The sequence below is a fragment of the Spiroplasma floricola 23-6 genome, from assembly GCF_002813555.1.
GTDB lineage: Bacteria > Bacillota_I > Bacilli_A > Mycoplasmatales > Mycoplasmataceae > Spiroplasma_A > Spiroplasma_A floricola.
Map to the genome: position 1 here is coordinate 740,276 of NZ_CP025057.1, position 26,981 is coordinate 767,256.

Here is a 26,981-nt window from a genome sequence, read left to right on the forward strand (position 1 = left end):
ATTAAGAATGTTGGATAATAAAAATAACTTTAAAAAACTTGTTGAGAATATTATTTTCCAGTTTTCTTTTTAATCGTTTTTGTGTTTTTTGTGTTTTTCTTTTTCTTTTTCTTTTTCTTTTTCTTTTTCTTTTTCTTTAATTTACATTTATTATCTTTTTTTCTATCTTCTTTCTTTAAATAAAATTTACTTCTTATAATTGTGCCTGTAATTAATAAAAGAATAACTATTAAAACTGAATGAACTGATAATAAAATTATTAATCAATTTGGCAATGAATTGGGTCTTTTAAGATTATAAAGTTTAATTTCTATTGTTACATAATTATAACTATCTTTATTGTTTGTCTCTAAGGATTTTAGAGTAGAGTTTACTTTAAAAGCTCTATCAAAAATTCTAACTTTTATTTTTGTAGAATCAGGTTTAAAAGTAAAATAATTATTATCTTTTATATTTATTAAAGCAATTCCCAATGATGGATCTAATTTTGAATTTTTATTTAAAAAGTTTTGAATTTGTACTCTATTTTCATAAGTATTTTGAGTTGTTAAATTATTGGCTTTAAATACTATTTTAGAGATATCTTTAATTTTTGAATTTAAATCCAATTTATTTTTTTGACTCAGAGCAACTCTATTTTCTAATGTCGTACTTCTTAAATTTACTATTGCAATTAAAGGTGGCAATTTTACATACTCATTACTTTCAGATTCAAAAGAATTGCTTACATAAAATAAATTATTATCTTTATCATTAACAGGTTTGATTTTTATCCCATCAAGAGTTATTTTAGTTTTTCCATTTTCCAACTTTTCATATTTTGAATTTGTACCAAATAAACCCCATCCACTATTAAATCTCTTATTAGTATTTCCTTTCTTTCAATCATTAATTTCTCAATATGAATTATCTAATTCTTTTCACATTACTTTATTTTCAAAACCCTTAATTTTTTCCAAACTGTTTTGAATTTGATTATAAACTCAACCTATAACACTATTAAAATCATTGTATTTATCTAAAATATAATTCTCATTTCAAACCTTATATTCAGATTTTTGATCTGCTATTTGAGCTAAATTAAACTTATTATTATATTTTGCAATAACTAATTGTCTTTTAGAGCCTCTAAATCTTGAAGTTATTTCATCTTGACTTTCAATAATTGCATATCCTGAAGTTTCGTTTTCTCCATATTTATCTTTTGCCAATATTTTATTTTTTTGTTCACCTTCAATTTTAATTAAGTAGTCTTCAGTTTTCAACTGACTAAATATTTTTTTAAGTTTTAAACTATTAGATATTAAATTTCCAGTTTTCAAATTACTTTTAATTTCTTTTAAAATTTCTTGTTCATAGTTATCACTGTCATTTAACATTTTTTTAGGTTTAAAAATAAAGGATTGTGTATTTAAATTCTCTAAGTTAAATTTTTCAAAAACTGAACTACTAAAATAGCTATGTTTTTCTTTTACTAAACTATAATTTAATTGTTCATTTAAATATAAAAAAGTATTTTTTACAATTGAAAATATTGGTTTTGAAGTCTTTAAATCACTGTCTAGAAATAAAATTTTTCTCACTAAAGCATTTTTTGAAATACTTTGTGCATTCAAATAAGAATAGTTATAAATAGAGTTTGGTGTTGAAACTACTAAATTATAGTTTTGATTTATTTCATCAAAATAAGAATAAAAATTAATAACTCTATTAGATTCACTAACGAATTTATTATTGTATTTTTGAGTAAAACTTTGAGCTTGTAAATCAAATAAGGGTATTAAAGTATCTTCATTTTCTCCTCCAATATAATAAATTGTTGATTTATTAATAAATTTTTTATCATGTGCTGCTATTAAAGTATAGTTTCTCTCATCTAAATTATGAAAAGAATTTATAATATAGTCTATTGCTAAACTCTTATCTTTTTTGATTTCTTTAAAGTTAGGATTTATTTGTGTTCCTTGTTTATTGCCATTTAAATTTAATAAATAAGATTTTAAGTTTTTTGAGTTAGATAAATTTAGTTGAACCAAATTGTCTTTTGATAAAGAAAATTCAGCATATTCAAAGTATTGTGCTGTTGAAATATTGAAAATCAAATTAGATTTTATTTCATATGCTTTTTGATTCAATTTAAATTTTCCATGATTGTTTGAATCAACAATATTTGTTAAATCATAGTGAGCTACTTTTAACGTTGTAATAGAATCATTTGTCTCATAAAAAACATAAATACTATTATTCATTTCTTCTAAAGTTTTTATAGGTGAATATATTTTTTTAACTTCTTTATAATCATCTGGTAATTTTAAACTTACATTGTTAACTTTTATTGAAGTTTCCAAATCAAAAAAATTAACTTTTGCTTTATTGCCAATCGATGAATTAACATAAGCCATATAGTTTACTTTCAAAGTTAAAACTCCAGTTAATTGATCATTGTAAGAACTTAGAAAACTTGATGTAAAGCAATTATAATTTGTAATTCCATTATAAATATCGCCAAGAACTATTTCTGTTAATTTACCCTCTTTATTTTTTAAGATTCTGTTAGTTCCTAATCCATCTGCAGTTATATTATAAATAATTTCATTGTTCAAATTATCTTCATCACTGTATTTATAGCTTGCAACTGTTTGATTAAGATTTAAGTTATTAAATTGATTGTTAAAATCAATTGACGTAGCATAAGAAATACCAAAACTTTGATTGCTCCTAGCTTTTAAACTCTCTTGATTATTTTCAAATAAATTAAATGTTTTAGTTTCATCAACACCTTCTACATTTAAATTATTATTGCTATTAAATACTTTAGTAAATTCACTTTGTTCAATTAATAAATTTACAGGTGGGACTGCAATTAAAATCCCACTAAATAAAGTTAATAATGTTTTCACTTTAATTTACTCCTTTTTTTCTTTTAATATTTAATAAAGTTGTAAAGCACTATTACTTGCGCAATACAAATAATTATAAAAAAAAAAAAAAAAAGATGTTTTCACATCTAAAGAAAATAATATTTAAATTTTATTGAGTAAGATTTTTTGTTTTCTTTTCTATTTTAACTTTCTTTGTTTCATAATAATCTATACTTGTTTTTGCAAAAATTAAACCAAGTGTAGAGCCTATTAATAAAACAATACTGTGTAATCCTACAGTTGCTAATAATAGCCCAAATATTAATTCAATTAAAGATGGATCTATTTTAATAGAGTTTTTAGCCATTAATGGTAAAAATGCTATAATAAATAAACAAAGTCCAATTGCTACACCAAAAGCAAAACCAATTCTTTGTATAAATCCTCTTCTTGAATTAATTAAAATTAAATTAATAATTAAAATAATATAAAATACTAAACAAATTGTTGATACAGTTCAACCAAATCCTTTAATAGTATCTAAACTAGCTTCACTTACTTGTTGTAATCATGTACCTAGTTTTCATAATAGTTCATATCCTTTGAACATTAATGATTTCAATGCAATCATAAAAATTCCTATTATCATTATTGGTATTAGAGTTATTAATAATAAATATATACTTACATTTGATGATGTTTTTGAAACTCTAAGCATAATATCTCCTTAATTATTTAAATACCTATAACAACCATTAAAAGTATAACATTTTAAAATTAAAACTAGACAAAAAAAGCCCAGAGCTAACTCTGGACTAAAACTATTTAAGGGTAAAATAATTTTAAATTTAACAACTTGAATTGTTCTAGGTACTTATTTGCTTTTTTCAAAGCTCTTTTACAAGTAGCATTAACTTGTAGTTTCCTGATCCCACCCTTACACCCTTTACTTTTATAAGTAACTGGAAACTTGGAGATTTTATATTTAATATTGAGTTAATAAAATCAATACCTTCGATTAACTATTTTTTTATTCCCTGTTTTCTATAATTAGAAATTTACTATCTTCGTAAGTTGATTCGTAACCTCTTACGTTTATTATTATCAATTATTAATAAAAATAATCAATAATAATAAGTTAACATAAAATTATTTTTACTTTTTTATATTTCTTTTATATTTTAAAATTATTATATTTTTAATAATTTTTTTGATATAAAAAATATTTAAATTAATTTTTAATTTCTGCATTTTTGTATAAAAAAATAATTCTTTTATAAAAGTAATTTTTGTATACAAAAAGTTATGTTTATTCAACTTTTCAGATAATTTTAAATTTTAAATAATCTATTTATATTTATAAAAATTTAATTAAAACTTTGACTATGAGTTTTTAATATAAAACTTTAATTTATATCTTATTTACAAAAAATAAGCTTCTTTTTCTGAAACTCTCTATAGTTTTTAAATTAAACTAACTATTTTGTTTATTCCCGAACTACATCAAATGATTACACTTTTTTTATATGTAATACTTTTGACTTCTTTATTTTAATACTTTAAATTTAAAATGCAAGTCTTTTTTAAAAATATTTTTAAAATATTAAAATATTTTTAATTATAAATAAAAATAGTTATTTAATAAATAACTATTTTTCAAAATTATATGGAAAATTTAGCTTTAAAAAGGCCTTTCACCCTGGATTTGGTGAGTGATTTGGATATATTTTTCAATATTCTTTTTGAGCTTGTTCATAATTATCTGCTTTTATTATATTATTTCTAACTAAATACATAAATACTATACTTGCACTTCTATTAACTCCTCAAATGCAATGAACATAAATTTTTTTATCTTTAATATTGGTTTCAATTTCTTTAATTGCATCAAGTATTAAATTTTTATCCATATCTTCTAAATATGGATAATCTTCAAAGTTATAAAGTATTCTCTTTTTTTCATGTTGTATAAGTTTATTTAACCCTTTATGGGGATTTTGATCTTGAAAGATTTCTTGAGCACAGCTAAGAATTAAGTCAGAATCTTTTGGAACTGAGTGCATATCTCCTAAATATAAATTATCCACTATTTTTTTGCTCATATCATATCTCCTATCTTAAATTCAATTTTCTAAAAATGCATTAAAAAATTCTTCTTCATTATCTATGAACAAACAATCATAGTCTGTAATACTTTGATTTTCCAAATTTTTGTATTTCAAAATATTTACAAATATATGATTACTTTCATCAATTACTTGTTCTAAAAAAACAATTGGTCAGTGTTGTAAACTTGTTTTTAATTGTAATAGTCCTATTTTACTTGATTTATCTAGATATAAATTAATTAATTCATCTTTCTCATAATTTTCTTTACCTGTTAGGTCACAATAATATGATATGTTATTTTGATTACTTGCTTTTATTAATCAATCATTTTCATCGAATTTTATATATAAATTAACAATTTTATCTTTTGTATTTAAAAAATGTACTTTATAGACATTTTTCAATTCATAAGATTGTCCCTCATCATTTAACTGCACATCTTTTGAATCAAAAAATTCAATATGATTACATTCTCTTTCTATTAATATTGTATTTAGTTTCTTTAAAAAGTTAACATTATTCATATAATTACCCCCTTTTAATTATAATAAAAAACTCGCTAATAGCGAGTTTAAATATTATATAATTTAATCTTAAATCAGTTGGCTAATACTATTTTAAGATATCTAAGTAAAAATGTAATCTGTATGTGTTAAGCATTAAGCTATCTATATTTAAAAATTAATACCATATTATTTTATAAAACAAAGAAAACAAAATAATATAATATTTTAATCTAATACTTCAAAAAATATTGGTTATTTTTATTTTTTCAAATCCCAAGTACCAAAACTAATTCTTATTCTAAATGCAAAATTATTTATTCCCACCTTTGATTAAAAGGCTCTTTTATTTTATCAATATCAAAGAAAAAGTATGTAGTTTTATGTAAAATAGAAATTATTTTAAGAAATAAAAATATATTTTATTTATTTTTATAAACAATTTTAGTAAAAATAAATAGAAATTTAATTTATAATTGTTTAGAATAATTTAAAAGGAATGATATTAATGAATTACAAAAAAAGTCTAAAAAAGTTAAAGAGATATCACTATAACTGATTTAATTTAACTTTAATGATACTTTTATTTCCGTTGGTTTTACTTTTATCAGCACTTTGTGCAATTATCTTCGTACCCTATTTATTTAAATATCCTAGAAAAGGTTCTTATAAAGGTGTTGTTGAATTCAATACCTATGAACATTTACTCTATGATCTAGAAATTAAAAAAATGAGCAATTTTAATATAAAAAAAGAACAAATAAGAGATTTCAATATTGGAGCACTTAAAGAACAAATAAGTGCTTTAATGGTTAGAAATAAAAATAGTAAAAAATGAGTTGTAGGTCTTCATGGTTTTAAACGAAATAAATACATGGGTTTAAGGGGAATTTATCACTTCTATGATCAAGGTTATAATTTAATTACTTTTGATGCTTTTGCTCACGGTTCAACCTATGGTAAATACTCTGATTTTGGTTTAACTAACGCAAAAGTTTTAAATGAAGTTATTAGTTGAGTTAAAAATACCTTTGATGTTGAAGAAATTGGGGTCTTTGGAACAAGTATGGGAGCTACTAGCTCACTTTATTTTGCAAAAAAATATTATCAATCAAATAAAATAGATTGATTAATTGCAGATTGTCCTTTTGCGCAAGCAGTTCCTCAAATTAGATTCTTCTTAAAAAAATATATGAAGTTGCCTTGATGACTAATGTCTTTAGGGATTAACTATAATTTTAGAAGATATGCAAAGAAAAGTATTAAAGAAGTTAACTTACTATTAGGTTTTGAAAATATTGGTGAATTAAAAATCTTATTTATTCATGGTAAAAAAGATGATTTTATAATGTATCAAAACTCAGTTGTTATGTATCATTTGAAAATAATGACAGAAGAAAATAAATTAAGTGAACTAAAATTATATGAAAATGCTAAACATTCAAGTAGTATGCACAAAAACATGGTCAATTACATAAATACTACTACTAGCTTTGCTCAAAATTTACAATCTTTATAAAAACGAAATAAAAACACAGGTTAGACTATAAACCTGTGTTTTTATTTAGCTATTTAATTTATATTAAACAATTGATTTTGCTCCACTATTTATTTCATGAGTTGTACCTTGTGGCAACATGAAATGTGCATTTCAATTTTTTGTTTTATTATAGAAAGTTAAAGTACATTTATTTCAAACGATAATAATTTGATCATTTTCATCTGCTGGACCACCTTGAGTATTTCACTTTTTAAGTTTTGTGTTAACTTGGTTATCTCAAACTATTTTTTTATTTTTTAAACTAAAAATGAATTTTTTGTTATCAAAGTTTAAAACATATCCATTTTTAAGATCATTTCCTTTTAAGTAATAAACTGCTGTACCATTATCAGAAAAACCTGCAATTTTATCATAAGGTGAAAATTCAAAGTTTGAATGATCTTCATTTCATTCAATTTTTTCACTACCAAACAGTCCACCTTTTCAAGACCATATATCAGTATCATATGCTCAATTAGAGGCCATAGAACGAGCTATTAATAAGTTTTTAGACTTTATTTCTGCACTGTCAAACTTTTTACCACTGTTAAGCAATTCTTGAACTTGTGTTTGATAAGGATTTACAACTCTTTGTGCATATCCTTCTGTTCCATATTCATTTGGAGTTCAAGGATTAATAAGGTGCTTTTGACTACTATTTTCTCAATCTAAAACTTTATTCTTTGGTTGTTCTTTTTGAACTATTTTTTCTGCTTCAATATTTTGTAATTTATCAAGATCCATTCTTTGATATTTTCCGTTTTCATCTTTTTTAACAGGTATAAAACCTTGTTTTTCATCTCACTCACATAATGCTCATCATGCTGATTGAAATGGTCCACCAAAAGGATTATCTTGAACTGAAGCTGATACATATCAAAGATTTTCATCAATTCTTACTACATTGGGAACTTCAACACCAATATTTCTTACATAAAGTTCACTCACTTTAGTAATTTTAGGCTCATCTTCTATTTTTTCTTTATCTGAAAAATAATTTATTTTTCAAAACTCTAATCTATTGTGAGCAGATATTGCAAAATAAAGTTCATCTTCTACTTGAAAAAGAGCAGTATCTCTTCAATCCATTGTTCCATCATCATTTAAACATTCTTTAGATAAAACCCCAGATGTATAAAAATCTTTTCCTAAACCGTGTGAAACAAAATAGGCAATTCCACTTTCATCTGTTGTCTCATATCCTGATGAATAATTACTTCCATGAGATACTGATTTTTGTGAATCTAATGAGTTTTTTTTACCAATTTCTTGTGATTCATCTTGATTCAAAATTGTTGAAGGTTGCATTGATAAAACAAATACAACATCACCTTTTTCAAAGTATCTTCCTTGAGTATCAACTCATACAGATCCACCCAATGCTGAAGTTGATCCTTTACCATTTATAGTTGAAAATTCTCTACCTTGTTTTATTCTATATTTACCTTGTGTTCATTTATTTAAATCAGGTGATGTCATTTCAATTCACCCTGCTGGAAAGCCTTTTCCATCTCTAAATAGCATTCAACTATAAAATAATTGTTGCTCTTCATCTCATAAAATTGAACATGAATCATTTGCAAAAGCATTAGCATTTCCTTCTTTAGAGTTAAAAGGACTATATCAGTTCATAGGTCTATCAAAATAATTGTCATTACTATAATTAACATTAGTTGAACAAGACATTACACTCAATGGTGCAACAGTCATTAAAGTGGCTGCATTAATTCCTAAAACAGTTTTAAATCAAGTCTTTGTTTTGTTAACTTTTTTAATCATATTTCCTCCCTTATTTTTATTACTAAAATGTAAATTTTTAAAATCACTAATAAAATTATACCACTTAGCAAAAAAAATAATAAATTTTCCTTATTTTTTAGATTTGAGAAAATAAAAAAGTAAGTATAAAAGAGATATTTATCTTTTTTTGACTTACTTTTATAAATTTTTTAATTTCTCAAATTCTAAAACACTTATTTAAAATGGTTATTTAAAATAAACTATCTTTAATAATCTTTTAAATTTAATAAAAAATTACAATAAGTTTAATTAAAATATTGGATTTGCATAATTATTCCAATTTTGTTCACTTCAAAAAGCATTTTTAGATATATTGTAGTAATTCAAATATAGAGGAAATTGGCATAAATAATTAATATCGTTTAATTCAAGATTATAAAAATTAAACAACATTATTTGTTAATTTAAGTGATCAACTGTTTGTTGTGCTTGAAAATATGTGCTATATATAGCAATAATATTCATATTTACAACAAAATAACTACTGTTTTTAATTAAAATATAATACATACTTTTTGAATTACTTTCTTTTGATAAAAAATAAATATTTTAAACTACTTTACGTCTAACTGTCTAGATTCTAATGCTTTATGAATAGCTTCCATATTTATAGGTAAACTATTAACATTTGATAATGGTAAATTATTCTTTATTAAATATAAGAATAAATAGTTTATTTGTTTTTGATTTTTAATTCCTATAATTAAGGAGTTTTCAGTTTCATCATATTTAAAGGATTTAATATTATATTTAGCAAGAAAATTTTTAAGATTTTCTACGTTAAATTTCTGTTTAATAAATAATTTATATTTAGGATATAAATCTAACTCTTCTTTTGAGCCTTCAAAGATTTTTTCTCCCTTTTCTAAAATTATATAATCATCAATAATATCTGCTATTTCATCAATATTGTGAACTGTAATAATAATAGTTTTGCCCTGCTCTTTATAATTTATTAGCAGTTTTTTTATTTTGTATCTTCAAACAGAGTCTAAATTAGCTCCTGGTTCATCCATAATAATAATTTCTGAGTCTTTTATAAAACAAAGAATTAGATTTAATCTATTTTTCATACCTCATGAGAAGTTACTTATTTTCTTATTTCTTGCTTCTCAAAGATCAAAAAACTTTAATCAATACTCTATTTTTGAATTAATTTCTTTTTTATTTATTCCAAAACTTAAGCACATGGTTTTTAGAAAAAAAGTTACTTTAATATCATAAAGAGCAAAATCAATTTGAGTATAAAAAGTTATTTCTCTATTTACTTTATAATTAAATAATTTCTTTCTAGAGATATTTTTTATTAAAATATCTCCTTTAAATTTCTTTGTAGCACCAATAATTGAGTTAATTAAAACACTTTTACCACTGCCACTTGAACCAAGAATAGCTGTTACTCTATTTTTCTTTATTTCACATGAAATTGGCCCAACCTTATTTTGTTTAAATTTCTTTAAAAAATTCTTAATAACTATTTGCATTTTATCTACCTCAAATCAGCTCTGCTAAATTTATAACTTCCAATCAAAATGAAAATTAAAGATAAACAAGACTGAATGGCTAAATAAATTCAAGCTTGTATATAGTTTTTAGAAGAGTTTTTGTTAATAATATTTTGTTCATTTAGTTTAAAAGTATAATTTTTATAACTTAAAAATAAATTTTTTTGTTCATTTAACTCTATTTTAGATTTTGAGTAATTTTTAAATCAAAAATCATCATAAGAAAATCCAGAAAAGTTTGCATAATTTGTTCAAATTCCATTAAATATATTTACATTGTTATATCAGTCAAATTTTTCTCTAGCTTTTAAATAATTTATTCAACCTTCATTGTTTACATCTACTTGATAATTTGTAGCAACAATATACTTACTTGTATAATTTATAAAATACTCTTCTAAAATTCTGGCAGCTAACATTAAAGGTAAAAATAAATCCTCTTTAACAAATTTATTTTCATTTACTCCAGGTTTCAATGTTAAACCATTTTGCAATGAAGAAGTTGCATTTAAGTTATATTTGTAAAGATTAACTAAATAATCTTTTCTCATTGTTGCACTTATTGTTTTATTGTCTTTATAAATTTTACTTTTTGATTCATCAACAAAAACAAACTCATTAAAGTAATCACTTGATAATTCTTTAAAATTTGAAAGTTGATTTTGAATTGTTTTTAAAAAATTGTAAAGATCTTGTAATACTAATTTCTCTGATTGACTTTTATCTTGTGAATTATAAGCTAATTCTTTTAAAGCAACTTCATCTATAAAAGTTTTATTTAAATAGATTTTAAAATCAACTGAGTCATTTGGTTTAAAAGCTGCTAAATCTGTTAGAGCAGCATCAACAGGTAAAGTTTTTAGATTTAAATTATCTTTCAAAATCAGCATTTCTGTATTGTTTATAACTCCTAAGGAAGTTCAAAAATTATTTAGTCTATTTGAAATTGATTCATTAGTTACAAAACTTTCCTTAGTAAATTGATTATCTTCGACCATAAACTTATTTAAAGCAAAAGATAAATAAGGGTATTTAACTTTATAGTTTACAATATAGTCTTGTAAATCAAATGAGTCATATAAATCAGGGATTTTATACAATTGCCCTCCATTATAGTTAAATTTTATTGTAGATTGCTCTTCTTTTGTAGTTATGAATTGTCTTGGAATGTTTGATAAAAAAGTTATAGAGATCAATAAGGTGCAAATTATTGTTGTTACTTGCAAAGAAGTAACTAGCAATAAGAGCAAAATAAAAGATATTAAAAATAAACAAGACATAAAAGAGTATGCTAAAAATGCTAAATTAAGTCTTAGCACTAATTTAAAATTATCTGACATGAAAGTTGATGCAGCTATAATAACAATACAAGAAAATAATATATTTATAAAAGCAATTCCAAGTATTAATATAAATTGACCGCACAACATTTTTAGTCTAGAAATTTGATTTGATAAGACAAGATAAAGCAATTTATTATCTATAATGTTAACCAGAAAAAATTGTAATGATCTTAAAATTATTAAGAAAATAAACAATGAAATGTAAATAATGATATAAAAATTAAAATAAGTTACAATTTTTTCTCCTGTATCTAAAAATAGAAAAGTTAAAGAATATATTATTGGAAAAGTTAATAAAAACAAATTTAAAATAATAAATGATTTTTCACGAAAAATCATTTTAAAATTAAATATTAATATATTCTTAAAAGAGATTGTAGATGCTAATTTTTTATTTGTAGTTAACAAATTAACCTTTACTTCTTTCAATAAAAATTGACTGTAGTGAACTATCTGCTTTATATTGTTCACAAACAAAAGCAATATAAATGAAATTCATTTTTATAGCTAATGCAGTAGTTCTACTTGTGAATCCACTAAATAATCTTGTTTCTTTATAACCTTGATCAGTTACTTCTAAGTCTGAATAAATACCATACCATTTCTCAATATCATTTATTGAGTTATTTGAATTAAAGTTTGTTGTTGCTAATCTAAATGTTGATTGATATCCTTCCTCTAATAATTTATCTCTGAAATTAATTTGATTCTTATAATTTAATGATAAGGATTCATTAAGATTTCAAACAAAGCTTCCATCACTATTTTTCAATTTGTCTCAAATATTTTCTTCAATTTGACCATCTCTTACTTTACCACTAAATGCAAATGGTGTTCTAAATTGCTTGCTTCCACTATTGTTTAAAATTGTTGGTTCTCTTGTATCAAAAACATTTTGAAATGATTCAAGACCTTTAATTACATTAAAGTAAATTGCATTTCCCAAAGATGTGTCTTTTATCATTGTGTCATTGTTATTATCACTGCTTTCACTATTATCAATAGAAGCAGAATAGCTTAATTCAAAAGCATTAATTGGTAAAACATAATTTTCATTTATTCTCATTAATAAACCTTCAAGTAAAACATTTCCATGCATAAATGAATTAGTTTTTTTGTAATTTCCTTCATAACTATTTGCTGTTAAAAACTTACTAAAATCAGTTTGATAATTAGAAAGCATACCTTTTAAATTCTTATTTAATAAAGAATAAATTGCATTATTTACTTGTTTAGTTCCATAATCTTTAAAAGCAATTTGATCTCCATATTGTTGAATTTTTTCCATAACAGCTTTAGTTATTGCAGAATACTCTTCACTGTTTTGTTTATCTAAAAAGTAATCATGTTTTGTTGTTTCTATTTTTTTAGTTACAGTATTTGATTTAAAATTAACTTTGTTATCTTCATACTCTAAATTTATATTAATATTATTTAAATATTTTGATTTAATAAAACTTGAAAAATCTGTTTTAAACTCATCAGAAGTATAAATTTTTTTAAGTGCTTGCATTCTTTTATTTTCATTAAATAAATCAAACATTTCATAAGTTTTATTTTGAGAAATATTTAATGCACTATTTTTATAATCCAATCATGAGTATTTAGAATCAGTTGCTAAGAAATCTTTTTTAATATTTGTTTGAATATTTTTAATAATTTCAACTATAGTTTTATCATTTGTATAAGTAAATGATAAGGGTGTAGTTGTTGTAAAGTTTTCTTTTATCCCATCTTCATTTTTATATTGAATTGCTATATTTATTTTAATAATTGTTGATGATAAAAAGTAATCATCATTAGCTTTTGTTAATTGTTCTTGTTGTCAATCTTTATTAGTATATTTTATATCAATAGAGCTTTTATCAAAGTCAATAGAGTCAACAACTGAACCGTTTCAAAGTATAACATCATATTTATCTGATGTTTTGCTTATATCATTTAATTGTTTTTCTAAATCTGAAGTGTTTAAAATATTGCTGAAATCTTTTGCAATATTTTCTTTAATTTCTTCTGTCATTTCTTCTTTAGTTGAATAAGTAGAAATATCTGTTGATTTTCCATACTTTTCAATGTTTTCTCTATTAAAGAAATTATATTGAACTCCATCATTTACTAATCCCAATAATTTATCTTTTTTTGAATTTATATGAGAACTTATAATATCACTTGCTTTTGTTTTAAGTTCTTTAATAAGTTCAGAAATATCTTCATTAGGTTTTGAAGGATTTTTATCTTCATCCTTTTTTGTTCCACAAGCAATAACTGTAGTTGTTGCTGAAGCTACAATACCAAAACCTGCTAATAGGTTTAATAAAGCTTTCATTTTTCTTCCTTCTTTCAAATAAGTACTTGAAAAAAGTCAAATAAGTATCTATAAATTTTTATTATTTTTTAATTCAAATTATCCTTCTTATGATATTAAAAAAAAAAAAAAAAAAGCAATAGATAAATGTAATTATTTATTATATACTTTTTTTAAATTATTTTCTTTTTAATTCAATATTAATTTTACTTTTATATAACTATATTATTTCTCAATTTCTTGAATAAAGTTATTAATTTCTCTTGTTGTTAAGAATGCATTTGGATCTTCTTCTGCATCTCTATAGATTATTTCAGCTTTTTTAGCTCTTAATTCTTTAATTTCTGTTCTTAGTTTTTCAACTTCTTGATTATTTTCAAAATCAATAGTTTTTTGCTCTTCTAAATCTTGTTCTAATCTTCTGATTTTTTGTTTTAACATTCTTTTTTCTTCAGAACTTAATTCCATGCTTTCATTTTCTTGATTTTTTAAAGCATCTTCTAGTTTTTTAATTTTTGCTTTTAAAGCTTCTTGTTCTTCAGATGTAGCTTCTAATTCTCTGATTTTTTGTTTTAACATTCTTTTTTCTTCAGAAGATAATTCATCTCTAATATTTTCTTGATTTCTTAAAGTTTCTTCTAATTTTTTAATTTTTGCTTTATATGCTTCTTGTTCTTCTAAAGCTTCTTCTAATCTTTTGATTTTTGCTTTTAAAGTCTTTTTCTCTTCTTCTGCAGCTTCATCACTTAAAAGTTCTTGAGTTTTTAAAGCATCTTCTAATTTTCTAATTTTTGCTTTTAAAGCTTCTTGTATTCTTAAACTATTTTCATCTTCTTTTTGCTTATTTTTTTCATTTAAAGATTTTTCCAATTCTTGAAGTTTAGCTTTTCAAAACTCTTCATTATTGTTTTTATCTAATTTTTTATTTCTACGATTATTAAGTTCATTTATTTCATCCATTTGATTAATTAGTGGATTATTTTTAATATATTCATCATAAGTACTTTCATCTGGTTTTAGATACATATTTTTATTTGGAATTGGTAAATTAAAATTTTTTACTTTTCCAGAGAAACCATCATAAGGCAATAAATTATTTATATTATTAATTGGTAAACCACCATTCATTCTCATTGGAAAATGAGTGTTTATAGAACCTTGATAATTTAGAAATGATGCTACTTGTTGAGCTTCAACAAGTGTCATGAATTTATATATAACGTTCATAAATCTATCTACAACATAAAAAACACGCCCATTTGAAAAAACATAATACATATTTTTTGCCTCCTCTTAATTTAAAAGAATACATTTTTTTATAAATGCAGTAATAGATTATATACATTTCTAAAAATCTTTCAATATAATAATACACAAAAAATCAAATAAAATCAATGCTTTTGGTCTAAATAGAAAAACTTCTCACCTAAAAGAGAAGTTTTTTATAAATTATTCTTAAATAAAATATTTTAATAAACAATCAGCAATTTAAAATAAAGACATTTGTAATAATAATACTAAAACCTCTACCTCTAATTCAAATGACAGCTATATTATTATTTTGATACTCTTTTTAATGATAATTTAGCTTGGTCTTTGCTTTCATCAGTTGAAATTACATAACCTTCCATTTGTTGACCTACAGTTACATAGTCAGCTACATTAGTAACATAAGCGTCAGCAATTTCAGATATGTGAATTAAACCTTTGTAGATTTTTCCATCAATTTCAGCATCACAGAATGCTCCAAAATCAACGATTTTAGTAATAGTAATATTTACAATTGTTCCCATATTAAATTCTCCTTACTCAATTAACTATAAACTATTTTTATAATTTTGATAGGTTTTTTTGAATAAAAAATAAAATATTTTTATAATTGAATTAAAAAAATATTTTATTGATAAGTTATAAACATAATTTTTTTGTTATTTAAATAAGCTAATTTACTAATTTAAAAGTACGATCTTTTTTTTGGAATTTTCTTTTTCATTGCTTTATAGTGCTTTTTACAGATTCTTCCAGTTAAAAAAGGTTTATATCCCTTTCTTAAATACCCATTTATTGGGCAAGAACTAATTTCCATACAAATATATCTTAACTCCTCCAAATTGTGAGAAATTTACATTTTTTTTAAAATTATAGGTTTAATAAAAATTTTTAAGATTTATTAATATTTTATTTTGGATTTTTCAATAGTTAAATAAAATTAAGAACTTAATGACTATATTAGAACTAAATATTGATCTAATAACACCATTTTTTCCGTCTATTACCCTTTCATAAAACGTATACTTCTTACATAGTAATTTTAAATCCAGTGGGAGATAAAATATTTTTATCTAGAAACAGGAAAAAATTTTACTGAAAAAAAGTAATTTTTAAAATATTTTTCCCTTTTTATTATTTTATTGATCTGTTATTGTTTTTTTCTGCTTTAATTTGATTTTTTAAAGCTAATTTTGATTGTTTATCTTTTAATATCAATTCTTTAAAGTCTTTTTTAGAGATTGCTTTTAATTCGTAAATATCTTCATTGTAATCTTCTAATAATAAATCTCTTGTTCTTTTTTCAAAAAATTTAATTTTTCCTAAAACTAGGGTCATTGTAAAAGTAACGCTACAGCTTACAAGAATAGAGATTCCACCCCATACATAACCTCCTCCAATTCAAGTAGTTGCTCCTGTTAATTCTGGAGCTTTGTGTTGAAACATTAAAAATCCAAAAATAGAACTAGCACCTTGTACAGCAAATGTATTTGAAGCAACTAAAACTAAACTTCCACAAAAGACACCTATTGAACATGCAATTAGTGGAAATAAATGCTTTAAATTTACTGTAAATAGAGATGGTTCAGTAATTCCCCCAACAATAGCAGAAACTCCATTAGAAACACCCAATTCTTTTAATTGTCTTACTCTTCTGTTCAATACAACAAAAGCAATAGTTGCTACACCTTGTGAGATGTTTGAAAGTGTACAAAGACCTTGAATAATAGTGGTTCCATATGCTGCTTGTCCTTGTAAAATGATTGGAGTTAAAGAATGATGTAAACCTGTAATTACAAGTGGACCATAAGCAGCTCCAAGTAAAGGTAAAGCAATATATTTGGCAATACTGTTAGTACTCAATCAATTTACAGATATAGATAAATAATTTGTAAATAACATTCCAATTGGTGCCACTACAAAGATTGCAAATAAAAATGTAACTCCAATAATAGCAATTGGCCCTACTATGTTTTTTGCAGTAGTGTTTTTTATTTTTGATGTTCATATTTCCATGTAAGCACCAAAAATAGCAATAAATATCATTGGAACCATTAAACCATTAAAATTAATTTTTCAAGGATAAGTGATTCCTTCTCCGAAAAGAGTTCATCCTGGATAAACACCTAAAATTGTTTGTCCAGATTCAGGTTTTACATCTCCCATGGCAACTAATCCTGGTGCAGTTAATACAACTCCAATTAAAATTCCATAGATTGGTGTACACCTCATCGCTTTAAATACAGTATAGCTTACAGCTATTGTAATAAACAATGAAAATGTGCTTGTTAAAACATCTAAAATGCTTGCAAATTCGCCAAAGAAATGTACAGTTGAGGCAAGTGAACTGTCTTTTCCACTTCATTCAACTGTCATCACTGATCAAAGAGTTAAAAGTAGTCCATATCCTATTAGAGGATAGACGATTGGTGAAAATACTTTAGAAATAAAAGATAGACATTTATTTGTAAGTCCTTTTACTTTAAATTTATCTTTCATTTGTTTAATATCTTCAATTTGTTTAGTTTTAAAATTAGTATCTTTTTGTGAAATCTCTTTAAAGATAATAGTTTTTCCATCTTTGTCAAAACCATTTATTTCACAAAAAGTATCATAGAAATCTGCTACATCCATACCCACTATTATTTGATATTCATCTCCACCTTGATTTTTATTAATACCTGTAGCATAACTGCTAGCTTTAATTTTTGCTTCATTTACTATACTTCAATCTTTTAAGTGAAATCTCATTCTTGTCATGCAATGAGTGAAATAATCAATATTGGCATATCCACCTAAATCTTCAAAAAGTTCTTGAACTGAATCAATATATTTTTTCTTTATCATAGCTTTATCCCTTCTTATTTAAAATTAAATCTTTGTATCAATACGCAGATTTTTTAAATTTTCTACTCTGATCTTCTAAATTAACTTCAATAAGACCATATCTATTTTTAAAAGCATTTCTAAAACTTCAACAATCAAGTGCAGCTCAAATGTGATAACCAAAGCAATTTGAACCACTGTTAATTGCTTTTTTTATTTGAGACATGTGCTCAAATAAAAATTCAATTCTATAATCATCGCTGATAACTCCATTTTCATCTCTAAATCTATTTTCATTTTCAACACCCATACCATTTTCTGCAATATATCAAGCTATATTGTCATATTTTTCTTTTATTTCCATTCCAATTTCATATAGAGCATCAGGATATATTTCTCATCCTCGATGAGAATTTATTTTAGCATTTTTTGGAATTTCAATAGTAAATTCATCCATGATTCATCTTTTTTTACCATTACTTTTTGCTTTTACTCTACAAGGGAAATAATAGTTAATTCCTAAAAAATCTATTTTAGTTTTTTTAATAATTTCTAACTCTTCTTTGCTATATTTAGGCAATAATGAATATTGTTTTAAAGTATCTATTAAAATTTGATCGATTGTTCCATTAAACATTATATTTAAAGGACCTCTATTCACATAAGCATCATAGATTTTTGCAGCTTCTTTATCTTCTTGAGAATCAGAAAAAGCATAGGTATAATTTCAATTAAAAACAAGTCCAATTGGTGATTTTAAATTATACTTTCTAAAAGCTAAAAGTGCTTTTGAATGAGCCAAAAAGATTCCATAAACTTGTTCTACTGCTTGTTTTGGATCATCAATTGCAGGATAGTGTTTATCATTTAAATATCCTTCATATACTGGCACTAATGGCTCATTAAATGTTACATAGTAATCTACTTTATCACCATATTCTTTAAAAACAAATTCACAATAATTGATAAATAAATCAATTACTTCTCTTGAAGCTCATCCACCTTTTTGATGCGCTCATAGGGGCATATCAAAGTGAAATAAAGTCATATAGATTAATATATTATTTTTTCTGTATTCATCTAAATATTGATGATAAAACTCAACTGCTTGTTGATTTAAAGTTTTTCCATCAGGAAACAATCTTGCTCATGAAAAACCAGTTCTTATAGAATCTAAGTTAATTTCTTTAAACATTTTTATATCATTTTTATAGTGTTTTGTAATATCACAAGTAATTTCTGGACCAACATTGTTATAAAATAACTCTGGTCTCTCTTGAAAATACTTATCAAAAGTTAATTCTCCTATTTTTGTTATTCCTTTTCCTTCAGTTTGCATAGAGCTCATTGATGCTCCTATTTGAAAGTTTTTGGGAAATTTAATCATGTTTTGTTACCTCCAAATTAATAATATTGTTTGGAATATTTTTTTACAATGAATTTAAGGTAATGGAGAAATTTTTAGGAAAATAAGAAAAAATTCTTATTAATGAGAATATAAGTTAATATAAAAATAGGAGATAAATTATGTTTAAAAGTATTAAAGAGAAATTAATTTTAATAAAAAATAATCCAGAGAATCAAACTCATGTAAGTATTGCCAATTACCTACTAAATTGTATTGAAAATAAAAAAACACCCAAAATTAATGAGTGTTCAAAAGAAAGTTTTTGTTCTGAGTCAGTTATCACAGCTTTTGCAAAAAAATATGGCTATGATGGTTTTAAAGAATTGGCTATAAGAGTAAAAGTTGAAACAGAATATTATGATTGATCAATTGCTAAAAATATAAAAAATAAAGATAGTAACTCTTATAGAAATTTAATAGATAAATCTTTAGATTTATTAGACAGTCAAAATGAAAAAATTCAAAGCTTGATAACTTCTTTAAAAAAATCTGAAAATATATTTGCCATAAGTTCTTATCAACAATTGTTTAACACAGAGCTTTTTATAAGTGAATTAAATTTACTTGGATATAACGCTTTTTTTAATTATCAAAGAAAATTAAATGAAACTTGAATAAATAAAGTTAAAGAAAATGATACATTTATTATTGTTGCTTTTGGTTTAGACAATCAATATATTATTAACTTCTACAATCTTTTAAAAGAAAAGACAAACAATATTTTTATAGTCTGTTCACCTTCTCAAAAACATAAATTTGATAAGTATCAAGAAATAATTATTGTTGACTATTATGATAGAGGAACAATTTTAGAATCAACTCGCTCATCTTTGATTATGTATCTATTTAGTTCAATTGTTTATAAATTATAAAAATCCCTTTTAAAGGGATTTTTATAAGAAGCATTAAGATTATTTATCTTGATCTGAAAAGATAATATCAAAAGTAAGATCTTTTTTTGTTAAATATTCAAAACTATTAGTTTGAGTATTAACTTTTACTAAAAATTGAGCTTCTACTACTTTCAATTTAAAACTACTGTAAATTTCAAAAGTTCTAGAGTTGATTCCTTTTGTAACAGAAGTTCACTCTTTTGATTCTGAAGAATAAAACTGAAATACAAATTTAGCTTTTTTAAAAGTTACTTGTGCATTATCTAAATATCTTTTATCAACTCCAAGTTCATTTATTAATAATCCAGGGAATCTATTTATTATTTTCTGCATAGACATTTCAGGTAAAAATGAATTCATTGCGCCATTTAATTTATCTGTAATTGTTGATTTTATTAAAGGAACTGCTGCTTGAATAATTGGTTTTCGAATTGTATCAAGATCCATTCTTTCAACTATTGCTTCTAAATTAATATCAGAGTTTTCAAAAAACTCTATTTTTAAGTTAGGACTTAAAAATAGTTCATCTAATTCAAGAAAGTTTTTTCCCTCAAAATTAAATAATCTATTAATAATTTTTAAAACCATTTCTCCAGGAACTACTTTAATATCTTGTAATACTTCATATAAATTATCATCAAATACTTTTTTTGTTCCTCCAATAACTGATCCACTTAAATCTAAATTTAAATGTATATATAAATTTAAATTTTCTGTTTTTCTGCGATTTTTGTTATAATCTAACATTAAATTAAATAACAATGAATCAACTCCACTTTTTGCATTACTTGCACTTAAATGATCTGGATTATTTTTTTCATTAATTTTTAATAAATTTGGATCCATATCTGTTATTAATTCTTTTAATAACATGTAAAGTAAATTGTGACTTCCTCCAAATTCAGGTTTGTAAGTTTTTGGATTTAGAAATTTTGCAAATATATGAACAATATTTGGAGCAACATTTGCTAATAGATCACCTAAAAGAAGTTTTTTATTTTGACCTTTTGAACCAATTTTGGCAGTCATTTTCATTGATAACCCCATACCCAAGTCTTGATTCATTGCAATACTGTCTGGATCAAAATTTACAATATCAAATATATTTGTATCTAATAATTCTGAGATTTTTATAACAACTTCTGGTTTAGTTTCACTTGCAGGTATTTTAATACTATCTTGCATACCCAAAGTTTTCAAAACTCCTCCAAGTGCTCCAAAAAGATCTTTAAAATATTTTCTAAAATTTTTATCAAATTCATTATAAATATATTGACCATTTGCATCATTTGGATTTGCATCTGCTAATTCTTGAACATTTAAATTAACTATTTTTTTAATTGGAGTTAAAATAGCTGTCATTCAATCAGTTGAGGTTCCACTTTTAGTTGAAGAAAAAGAATTAGAAGAGTTTGTGATATTCAATAAAGATATAAAAGTATGAATTGTACCTAAAGTTATTTTTAAAGGTATTCCCATTCCTGATAAATCAGCTAAGGGAATATCAATCTTTTTGGACTTATAATCTCCTACATTTGCATAACTATTTACTTGTAATATATTAATTACATTTTCAATAACTTCATATTCTGGAATAGTTCATTCAAATACTTTTGTATATATTTCTTTATCTAAATAATTTAATCTTAAAAAAGCTTGACCATAGACTAAAGAAGCATCATTGTCAAATGTAATTCCATCACTGCTTAATCCTTTTAATTCTGGAAGAGAAAATGAGTTATTAGAATCAATTGTAATTGTAAAACCATTTTCTGTTATATTGGCTTGTTCTTTTATATTACTAATTAACTCTTTTATTATTTTTTCCTCTGATGCAAAATTACTTTTTTGAATTTTATTTGTAGCACTTTTAACTGACACATTTACAACAACTTTTTTAGAAACAATATTTTCTAATTTTTTAATAATTTGATCAGGTCCATCAACTATAAAGTCACCTTTATTTTCATCTTGAGGTTTATTTTGATCAAATATACTATCATAGTCATTTTTACTTGTACAACTTGTAACTGAAAGTACTGAAACAGAACTTAACGTCATACACGACAATACTGTAAGTAATTTTTTCATTTTTTTCTATCCTTTCTAATTGTTAATTGCCAATGAATCAACTGCTCTTATTTTTGAAAATTGTTTATATGAAATTAATATTGTTATTAAATACATTAGTATTAGAATTGAAAGAACAGCAAATGGTTCTCACCCTAAAAATTGATAAGGAATTGCAAAAGAGTAATTTGAAGAAATATATTTTATTACTCTCCCTATTGCAAATCATGCTGTGACAAATCCGAATATAAACATTAAGAAGATTGGCAATATATATATTGCTATAATTTGAGACATAATATATTTATCAGAGTATCCCAAGATTTTCATTGTAGCAATAAATTGAGTATTTTCTCCAATAATTAAAACTGTAGTTATAACAATAATAGAAACTGAAATTATTAAAGCAATTGCTGTTACTAAATAAATTATGATTCCAATAATTGCTTGAACTTGAGCTAATAGTTGTCTTTTAAATTTTAATGAGTCAACTTTTTTTAATCCATTTTCTCCATAACCTTGAATATAAGTTATTTTTGAAGTTCCTGTATCATCAGTTTCTAAATTTGATTTACCCATCATACCAATTGTTCCATAATCACCAAATGGTTGAGTTTTAGAAGTATTTATAATTTGATCATTATAATCATCTCTTATTGAATATTTATAATTAAATATTGGATATTGATTTTCAAATAACTGTCATAAATATTTTGAAGCATATTTGAATCCATTTGGATTATCATAATCATCTGATAATTTTAAAAACATGTTGATATATTCATCATAAGGATTATCAGCTCCTGTAATAAATCTATCATTGCCCCCACTTGCTCACTTAACTAATAAGAAGTTATTGTAATAATTTATAAAACCCTCTCATTGAGTTTTGCTAATTTTGCTCATAATACTTTGATCATAGAAATTTTTTAAAGCATTTCCATCTCTTCACTCATTTAAAAAGAAATTATTGAAGAAATATTTTTTAACTTTATCATAACCTAAAATTTTATTAGCATTATCATTTGATACTCAAGCTTTTGAGTCACCATAGTTTTGAGTAATACCTGCAATAACAAATTTTTTATTCTCTCCCGTTTGTGCTTTTTTGATTTCAGAACTATCTGCTGCTTTTTGAATATCTGTTTTTTGAGATATACCAGCTAAAGTATTTGAAGCAACATTATATCCATTTATTTTTGCAACTGATATTGTTGATTCAGAATTTCAACTTCTATTTGAATCATTATAGGCAAAATAGTTTTTTTTATGCTCAGAAATATAATCATTTGAAGTTTGAGTAACATAATTATATTTTGACTTAATTCCCATTTCAACTTTGTCTAGCTCAATTGCTTTATTTTCTTTATCAACTAACTCTTTTTTCAGAATTGAAATATCTATTACATCTTTTGCCTTTAAATTTAATTTTTCAGCAATAGTTGCATTAACAACTATTGGCGTATATTGTTTGTAATCATTTGTTAATCTTTTAAATAAATTTTGACTTAGATCATTTCCACTTCTATCTAACAAATTAACAGCTTTTGAACCTTTATTTATTCCATAAATTTTAATGTTTTGCAATTTACTATTTGAAAAATATGTACCATTAATCATTGTTCCCAGTTCGTCATTTTCTTTATTATAAGGAACAATGTTTGTTGTAATATTGTAGTTTGTTCCTTCCAACAATGCTTTTTTAATACTTTGTTGAGCAACACTATTTGCTTGTTGATAAGTAGCTTCAATTAACATGGTTCCAATTTTTGATTCAAAATTTATTCAGTATCATAAGATTAAATTAGTGTTAAAAATTTTAAATTCTTCAGTTGTTCAATCAACAGTTTCTAAATCAATTGCATTAACATCTTTTTCTTTAAAGAAAACTTTTTTACTTTGCAATTCAAAATTTTTATTTGCAAATTCTAAAACTTTTGAATTTCATTTTGAATTGGCATCTGTTGAATTTTTATCATACCCATAAAACAATCTATTGTTTCCTTTTGCAGCTAACTTAAAAGGAGTTTTTACATTTTGTTCAGAGTAAATGTTATTAGTTGAAGTTGCAAATAATTGATTGTCAAAATTTATTTTTTTAATTTCTTCAATGTTTAATTTGTTCTCACTGCCAGTTAAATATTTTTTAGTAACATTTAATGGTAAAGCATTTACATACTTTTTATAAAAATTCTGAAGTTCTTTTGATATCTCTACAACATTTTCTTTGTTATCATCAATATTTTGTTTAATTGATTTTATTGCAACTTTTTCAATGCTATCAACTAAATTTGAAAAATCAGTTCACTGATTAATAATTGAAACAATTGCATTATAAGGAACTCCTTGTGTATCTCTTGAAGGTATAGTTACTTCATCTAATTTTCTTAAATACTCTAAAGACATGTTCTTTCAATTACTATAATTATTTTTTGTTATTTCTTTATATAAATCAAAATTATTACCTATTACAGGAATATTGTATGAATAAAAATTAGAACTAATATCATTGTTCATTAAATCTTTAATTATTTTTTCTGTATCATAACTGTATTCTGTTTTAGAATCTTTTAATTTTAATGGATAAGCTGTTTGATATTTTTGTTTTGAATTTGTAGCTTCAGAAATATCTGTTACATTATTTTCTTGTTTGTAAGTTCAATTATCTTTTTTATTAGGATTATAAGTTTTTAAAAAAGTAGAAGGATTATTTGAAATCGGTTCATTAAATTCAACTATGTCATTGTAATTTAATCCTGTAAAACTTGCCGTATTATTTTTTTGTAAAACTATTGGAACTATTACAGCTGAAGAAATTAAACTTATTGAAACAAACAATGTTGCAGAAGTTGCAAATATTTTTCCTGTTGAACTCATTAATAAAGCTGAATGTAATTTTACTGTTGGATTTGAATTTTTAAAAAGATATTTAAATCCTCTTCCAACTTTTGAATTTGTTTTTGCAAGATTTCCTGCCAATAATTTTAAAGCACTTTCTTTAATAACAAGATAAGCAATTAATAAAGTTAAAGACATTAATATAAATAACACAAATGCAAATATTAAAATTGATTCTCCCACTACTGGATTAAATTTTAAAAAGTGAATATTAAAATAAGTTGCAAAGAAGTTTACAATTTGATTTTGAAGTGACAGTGTAAGAATATAGGCAAAAATTGAACCAAAAAAACTTATAACTATTGAAGGTGATATAAAGAACATTAAAAGAGAAAAATCAGAATATCCCAATGATTTAAATGTTCCAAGTTTTGTTCTTGTCTCTTCAATTTGTTTTTTTATTATTAAAATAATAATAAAGAAACTTATTAGTACTAGAAGTATTAGTAGAAATGCGGAAAACATTCAATAAACTCAAATTACTTGTCTATAAGTTGCTGTTCTAAAATAATATTTATACTCTGTATCTCTTAAAGAATAAAATAATTTAGTATTTTTTATATTTAAATTTCCATAATTAATTCACTCTTGATTAAAAGCTCTTAAATAGGATTCTGAATTATTACTTTTATTTTTAAACTTTCCTGAAAAATAAACTTCTCTGTCTTTTTCAGATTCTGGATTTAGTTTACTACTTGCAATATTATAAAGATAAAGTTGCATTTTACTTCCATATTCTGATTTAACATTTACTTTGCTTAAACCAAAAATTGAAGGTGCCACATACACTACTAAATTTCTTTTTGTAGAAGGAATTGAGGAGTTAACTTCTGTAACAGGATAAACAAAATCAGCTGATGCTCCAAATCCTATTACTTGAAATCAAACTTGATCTTTATACTCACTTGCTTCAATTCCTAATTTTGAATCATTAATACTTACATCATTTCCAAAAGTTAAATTATTAATATTTTTTTTAACTAATAGTTCACTTCCATAAACATCACTTGTAAGTCTAATAATATCTCCTCTTTTAATATTATTTTTTTTAGCAAAACTTGATTGAATAATAACTTCTCTTGAAGCTAATTTAGTATCTGAAGAAAAATATTTATCTTTTGTTTCATCTTCTAAAATAATTTTGTCCACCATTACTTTTTCTTCTTTTGTTTCTTCAAATCTTTCATCTACAATAGAAGTTTTTGTTAATGCTTTAATACTTAAATCATTATTATTTAGTTTTACACTTGAAAAAGTTCTTCCCTCTGTTCTAGATCAGCTAAAGTAACTATCTCCAGTTACAATACCTTGAGAATTTTTTATTCCCTTTCTTGATAAAGAATTTATTAAGTATTGAGAGTATAAATCTTGATTTGAGAATTTATCAATATCTTCTCCCCCAATTCAATTATGTTCATCAAAAGAGATTCTTGCAGAGTTAGCTTCATCAACTATAAAGTCATGTTGAACAGATTTATTTAATAAGTCAGTATAGCTTTTATCAACTCTATTTTGTACAACAAATATTGACATACCTGTAAGAACAGCTACTGTTACTAAAAAACTCAAAACAAGTAAATGTCCCAAATTTTTTATATTTGTTTTAAAACCAGACTTTATTATTAAAAACATTTTACTTTTCTTTTTCATT

Annotated in this window: 16 protein-coding genes; 2 read left to right on the forward strand and 14 right to left on the reverse strand. The window is 23.5% G+C overall.

The window, feature by feature from the left end; all coding sequences use genetic code 4:
• Window positions 1-50 precede the first annotated feature (50 nt).
• From SFLOR_RS05995 to SFLOR_RS03340, 4 genes are all read right to left on the reverse strand, one after another.
• Window positions 51-2,900 (reverse strand): hypothetical protein, encoded by a 2,850-nt coding sequence (locus SFLOR_RS05995; protein ID WP_100916675.1) that lies wholly within the window; start codon window positions 2,898-2,900, stop codon window positions 51-53.
• 130 nt (window positions 2,901-3,030) lie between these two features.
• On the reverse strand, window positions 3,031-3,579 hold the full coding sequence (locus tag SFLOR_RS03330) for a hypothetical protein (RefSeq protein ID WP_100916676.1): 549 nt from the start codon (window positions 3,577-3,579) through the stop codon (window positions 3,031-3,033).
• A gap of 931 nt (window positions 3,580-4,510) precedes the next feature.
• Entirely contained in the window at window positions 4,511-4,963 is a 453-nt protein-coding gene (locus SFLOR_RS03335) for a dual specificity protein phosphatase family protein (RefSeq protein ID WP_100916677.1), read from the reverse strand.
• Between the two features lie 15 nt (window positions 4,964-4,978).
• Window positions 4,979-5,494 (reverse strand): hypothetical protein, encoded by a 516-nt coding sequence (locus tag SFLOR_RS03340; protein ID WP_100916678.1) that lies wholly within the window; start codon window positions 5,492-5,494, stop codon window positions 4,979-4,981.
• 487 nt (window positions 5,495-5,981) lie between these two features.
• On the opposite strand from SFLOR_RS03340, the gene SFLOR_RS03345 reads away from it, so the two are divergent.
• On the forward strand, window positions 5,982-6,992 hold the full coding sequence (locus SFLOR_RS03345; RefSeq protein WP_211282843.1) for an alpha/beta hydrolase: 1,011 nt from the start codon (window positions 5,982-5,984) through the stop codon (window positions 6,990-6,992).
• A 63-nt stretch (window positions 6,993-7,055) separates the two neighbouring features.
• Here the strand turns inward: SFLOR_RS03345 and SFLOR_RS03350 are convergent, their stop codons facing one another.
• The 8 genes from SFLOR_RS03350 to SFLOR_RS03385 all read right to left on the reverse strand — a co-directional run bounded on the left by SFLOR_RS03350 (window position 7,056) and on the right by SFLOR_RS03385 (window position 19,448).
• Window positions 7,056-8,792 (reverse strand): hypothetical protein, encoded by a 1,737-nt coding sequence (locus SFLOR_RS03350; RefSeq protein ID WP_100916679.1) that lies wholly within the window; start codon window positions 8,790-8,792, stop codon window positions 7,056-7,058.
• A 575-nt stretch (window positions 8,793-9,367) separates the two neighbouring features.
• Window positions 9,368-10,297, reverse strand: a complete 930-nt coding sequence (locus SFLOR_RS03355; RefSeq protein WP_100916680.1) for an ATP-binding cassette domain-containing protein — start codon at window positions 10,295-10,297, stop codon at window positions 9,368-9,370.
• Between the two features lie 5 nt (window positions 10,298-10,302).
• Entirely contained in the window at window positions 10,303-12,069 is a 1,767-nt protein-coding gene (locus tag SFLOR_RS03360; protein WP_157806944.1) for a hypothetical protein, read from the reverse strand.
• A gap of 1 nt (window position 12,070) precedes the next feature.
• Window positions 12,071-13,987, reverse strand: coding sequence for a hypothetical protein (locus SFLOR_RS03365; protein ID WP_100916682.1), 1,917 nt, complete (start codon window positions 13,985-13,987; stop codon window positions 12,071-12,073).
• Between the two features lie 204 nt (window positions 13,988-14,191).
• A complete protein-coding gene (locus SFLOR_RS03370; protein WP_100916683.1) occupies window positions 14,192-15,244 on the reverse strand; it encodes a coiled-coil domain-containing protein in 1,053 nt (350 codons plus the stop codon).
• 278 nt (window positions 15,245-15,522) lie between these two features.
• A complete protein-coding gene (locus SFLOR_RS03375; RefSeq protein WP_100916684.1) occupies window positions 15,523-15,759 on the reverse strand; it encodes a S1 RNA-binding domain-containing protein in 237 nt (78 codons plus the stop codon).
• Window positions 15,760-16,369: 610 nt separating this feature from the next.
• Entirely contained in the window at window positions 16,370-18,082 is a 1,713-nt protein-coding gene (locus SFLOR_RS03380; RefSeq protein ID WP_100916685.1) for a PTS transporter subunit EIIB, read from the reverse strand.
• A gap of 4 nt (window positions 18,083-18,086) precedes the next feature.
• Window positions 18,087-19,448, reverse strand: coding sequence for a glycoside hydrolase family 1 protein (locus SFLOR_RS03385; RefSeq protein WP_100916686.1), 1,362 nt, complete (start codon window positions 19,446-19,448; stop codon window positions 18,087-18,089).
• A gap of 140 nt (window positions 19,449-19,588) precedes the next feature.
• Here SFLOR_RS03385 and SFLOR_RS03390 point away from each other — a divergent pair, with 140 nt between their 5' ends.
• Entirely contained in the window at window positions 19,589-20,341 is a 753-nt protein-coding gene (locus SFLOR_RS03390) for a MurR/RpiR family transcriptional regulator (RefSeq protein WP_100916687.1), read from the forward strand.
• 39 nt (window positions 20,342-20,380) lie between these two features.
• Here SFLOR_RS03390 and SFLOR_RS03395 read toward each other — a convergent pair whose 3' ends face one another.
• Both SFLOR_RS03395 and SFLOR_RS03400 read right to left on the reverse strand, forming a co-directional pair.
• Window positions 20,381-22,453 (reverse strand): hypothetical protein, encoded by a 2,073-nt coding sequence (locus tag SFLOR_RS03395; RefSeq protein WP_100916688.1) that lies wholly within the window; start codon window positions 22,451-22,453, stop codon window positions 20,381-20,383.
• A 15-nt stretch (window positions 22,454-22,468) separates the two neighbouring features.
• On the reverse strand, window positions 22,469-26,980 hold the full coding sequence (locus tag SFLOR_RS03400) for an ABC transporter permease (protein WP_100916689.1): 4,512 nt from the start codon (window positions 26,978-26,980) through the stop codon (window positions 22,469-22,471).
• Window position 26,981: the final 1 nt, after the last annotated feature.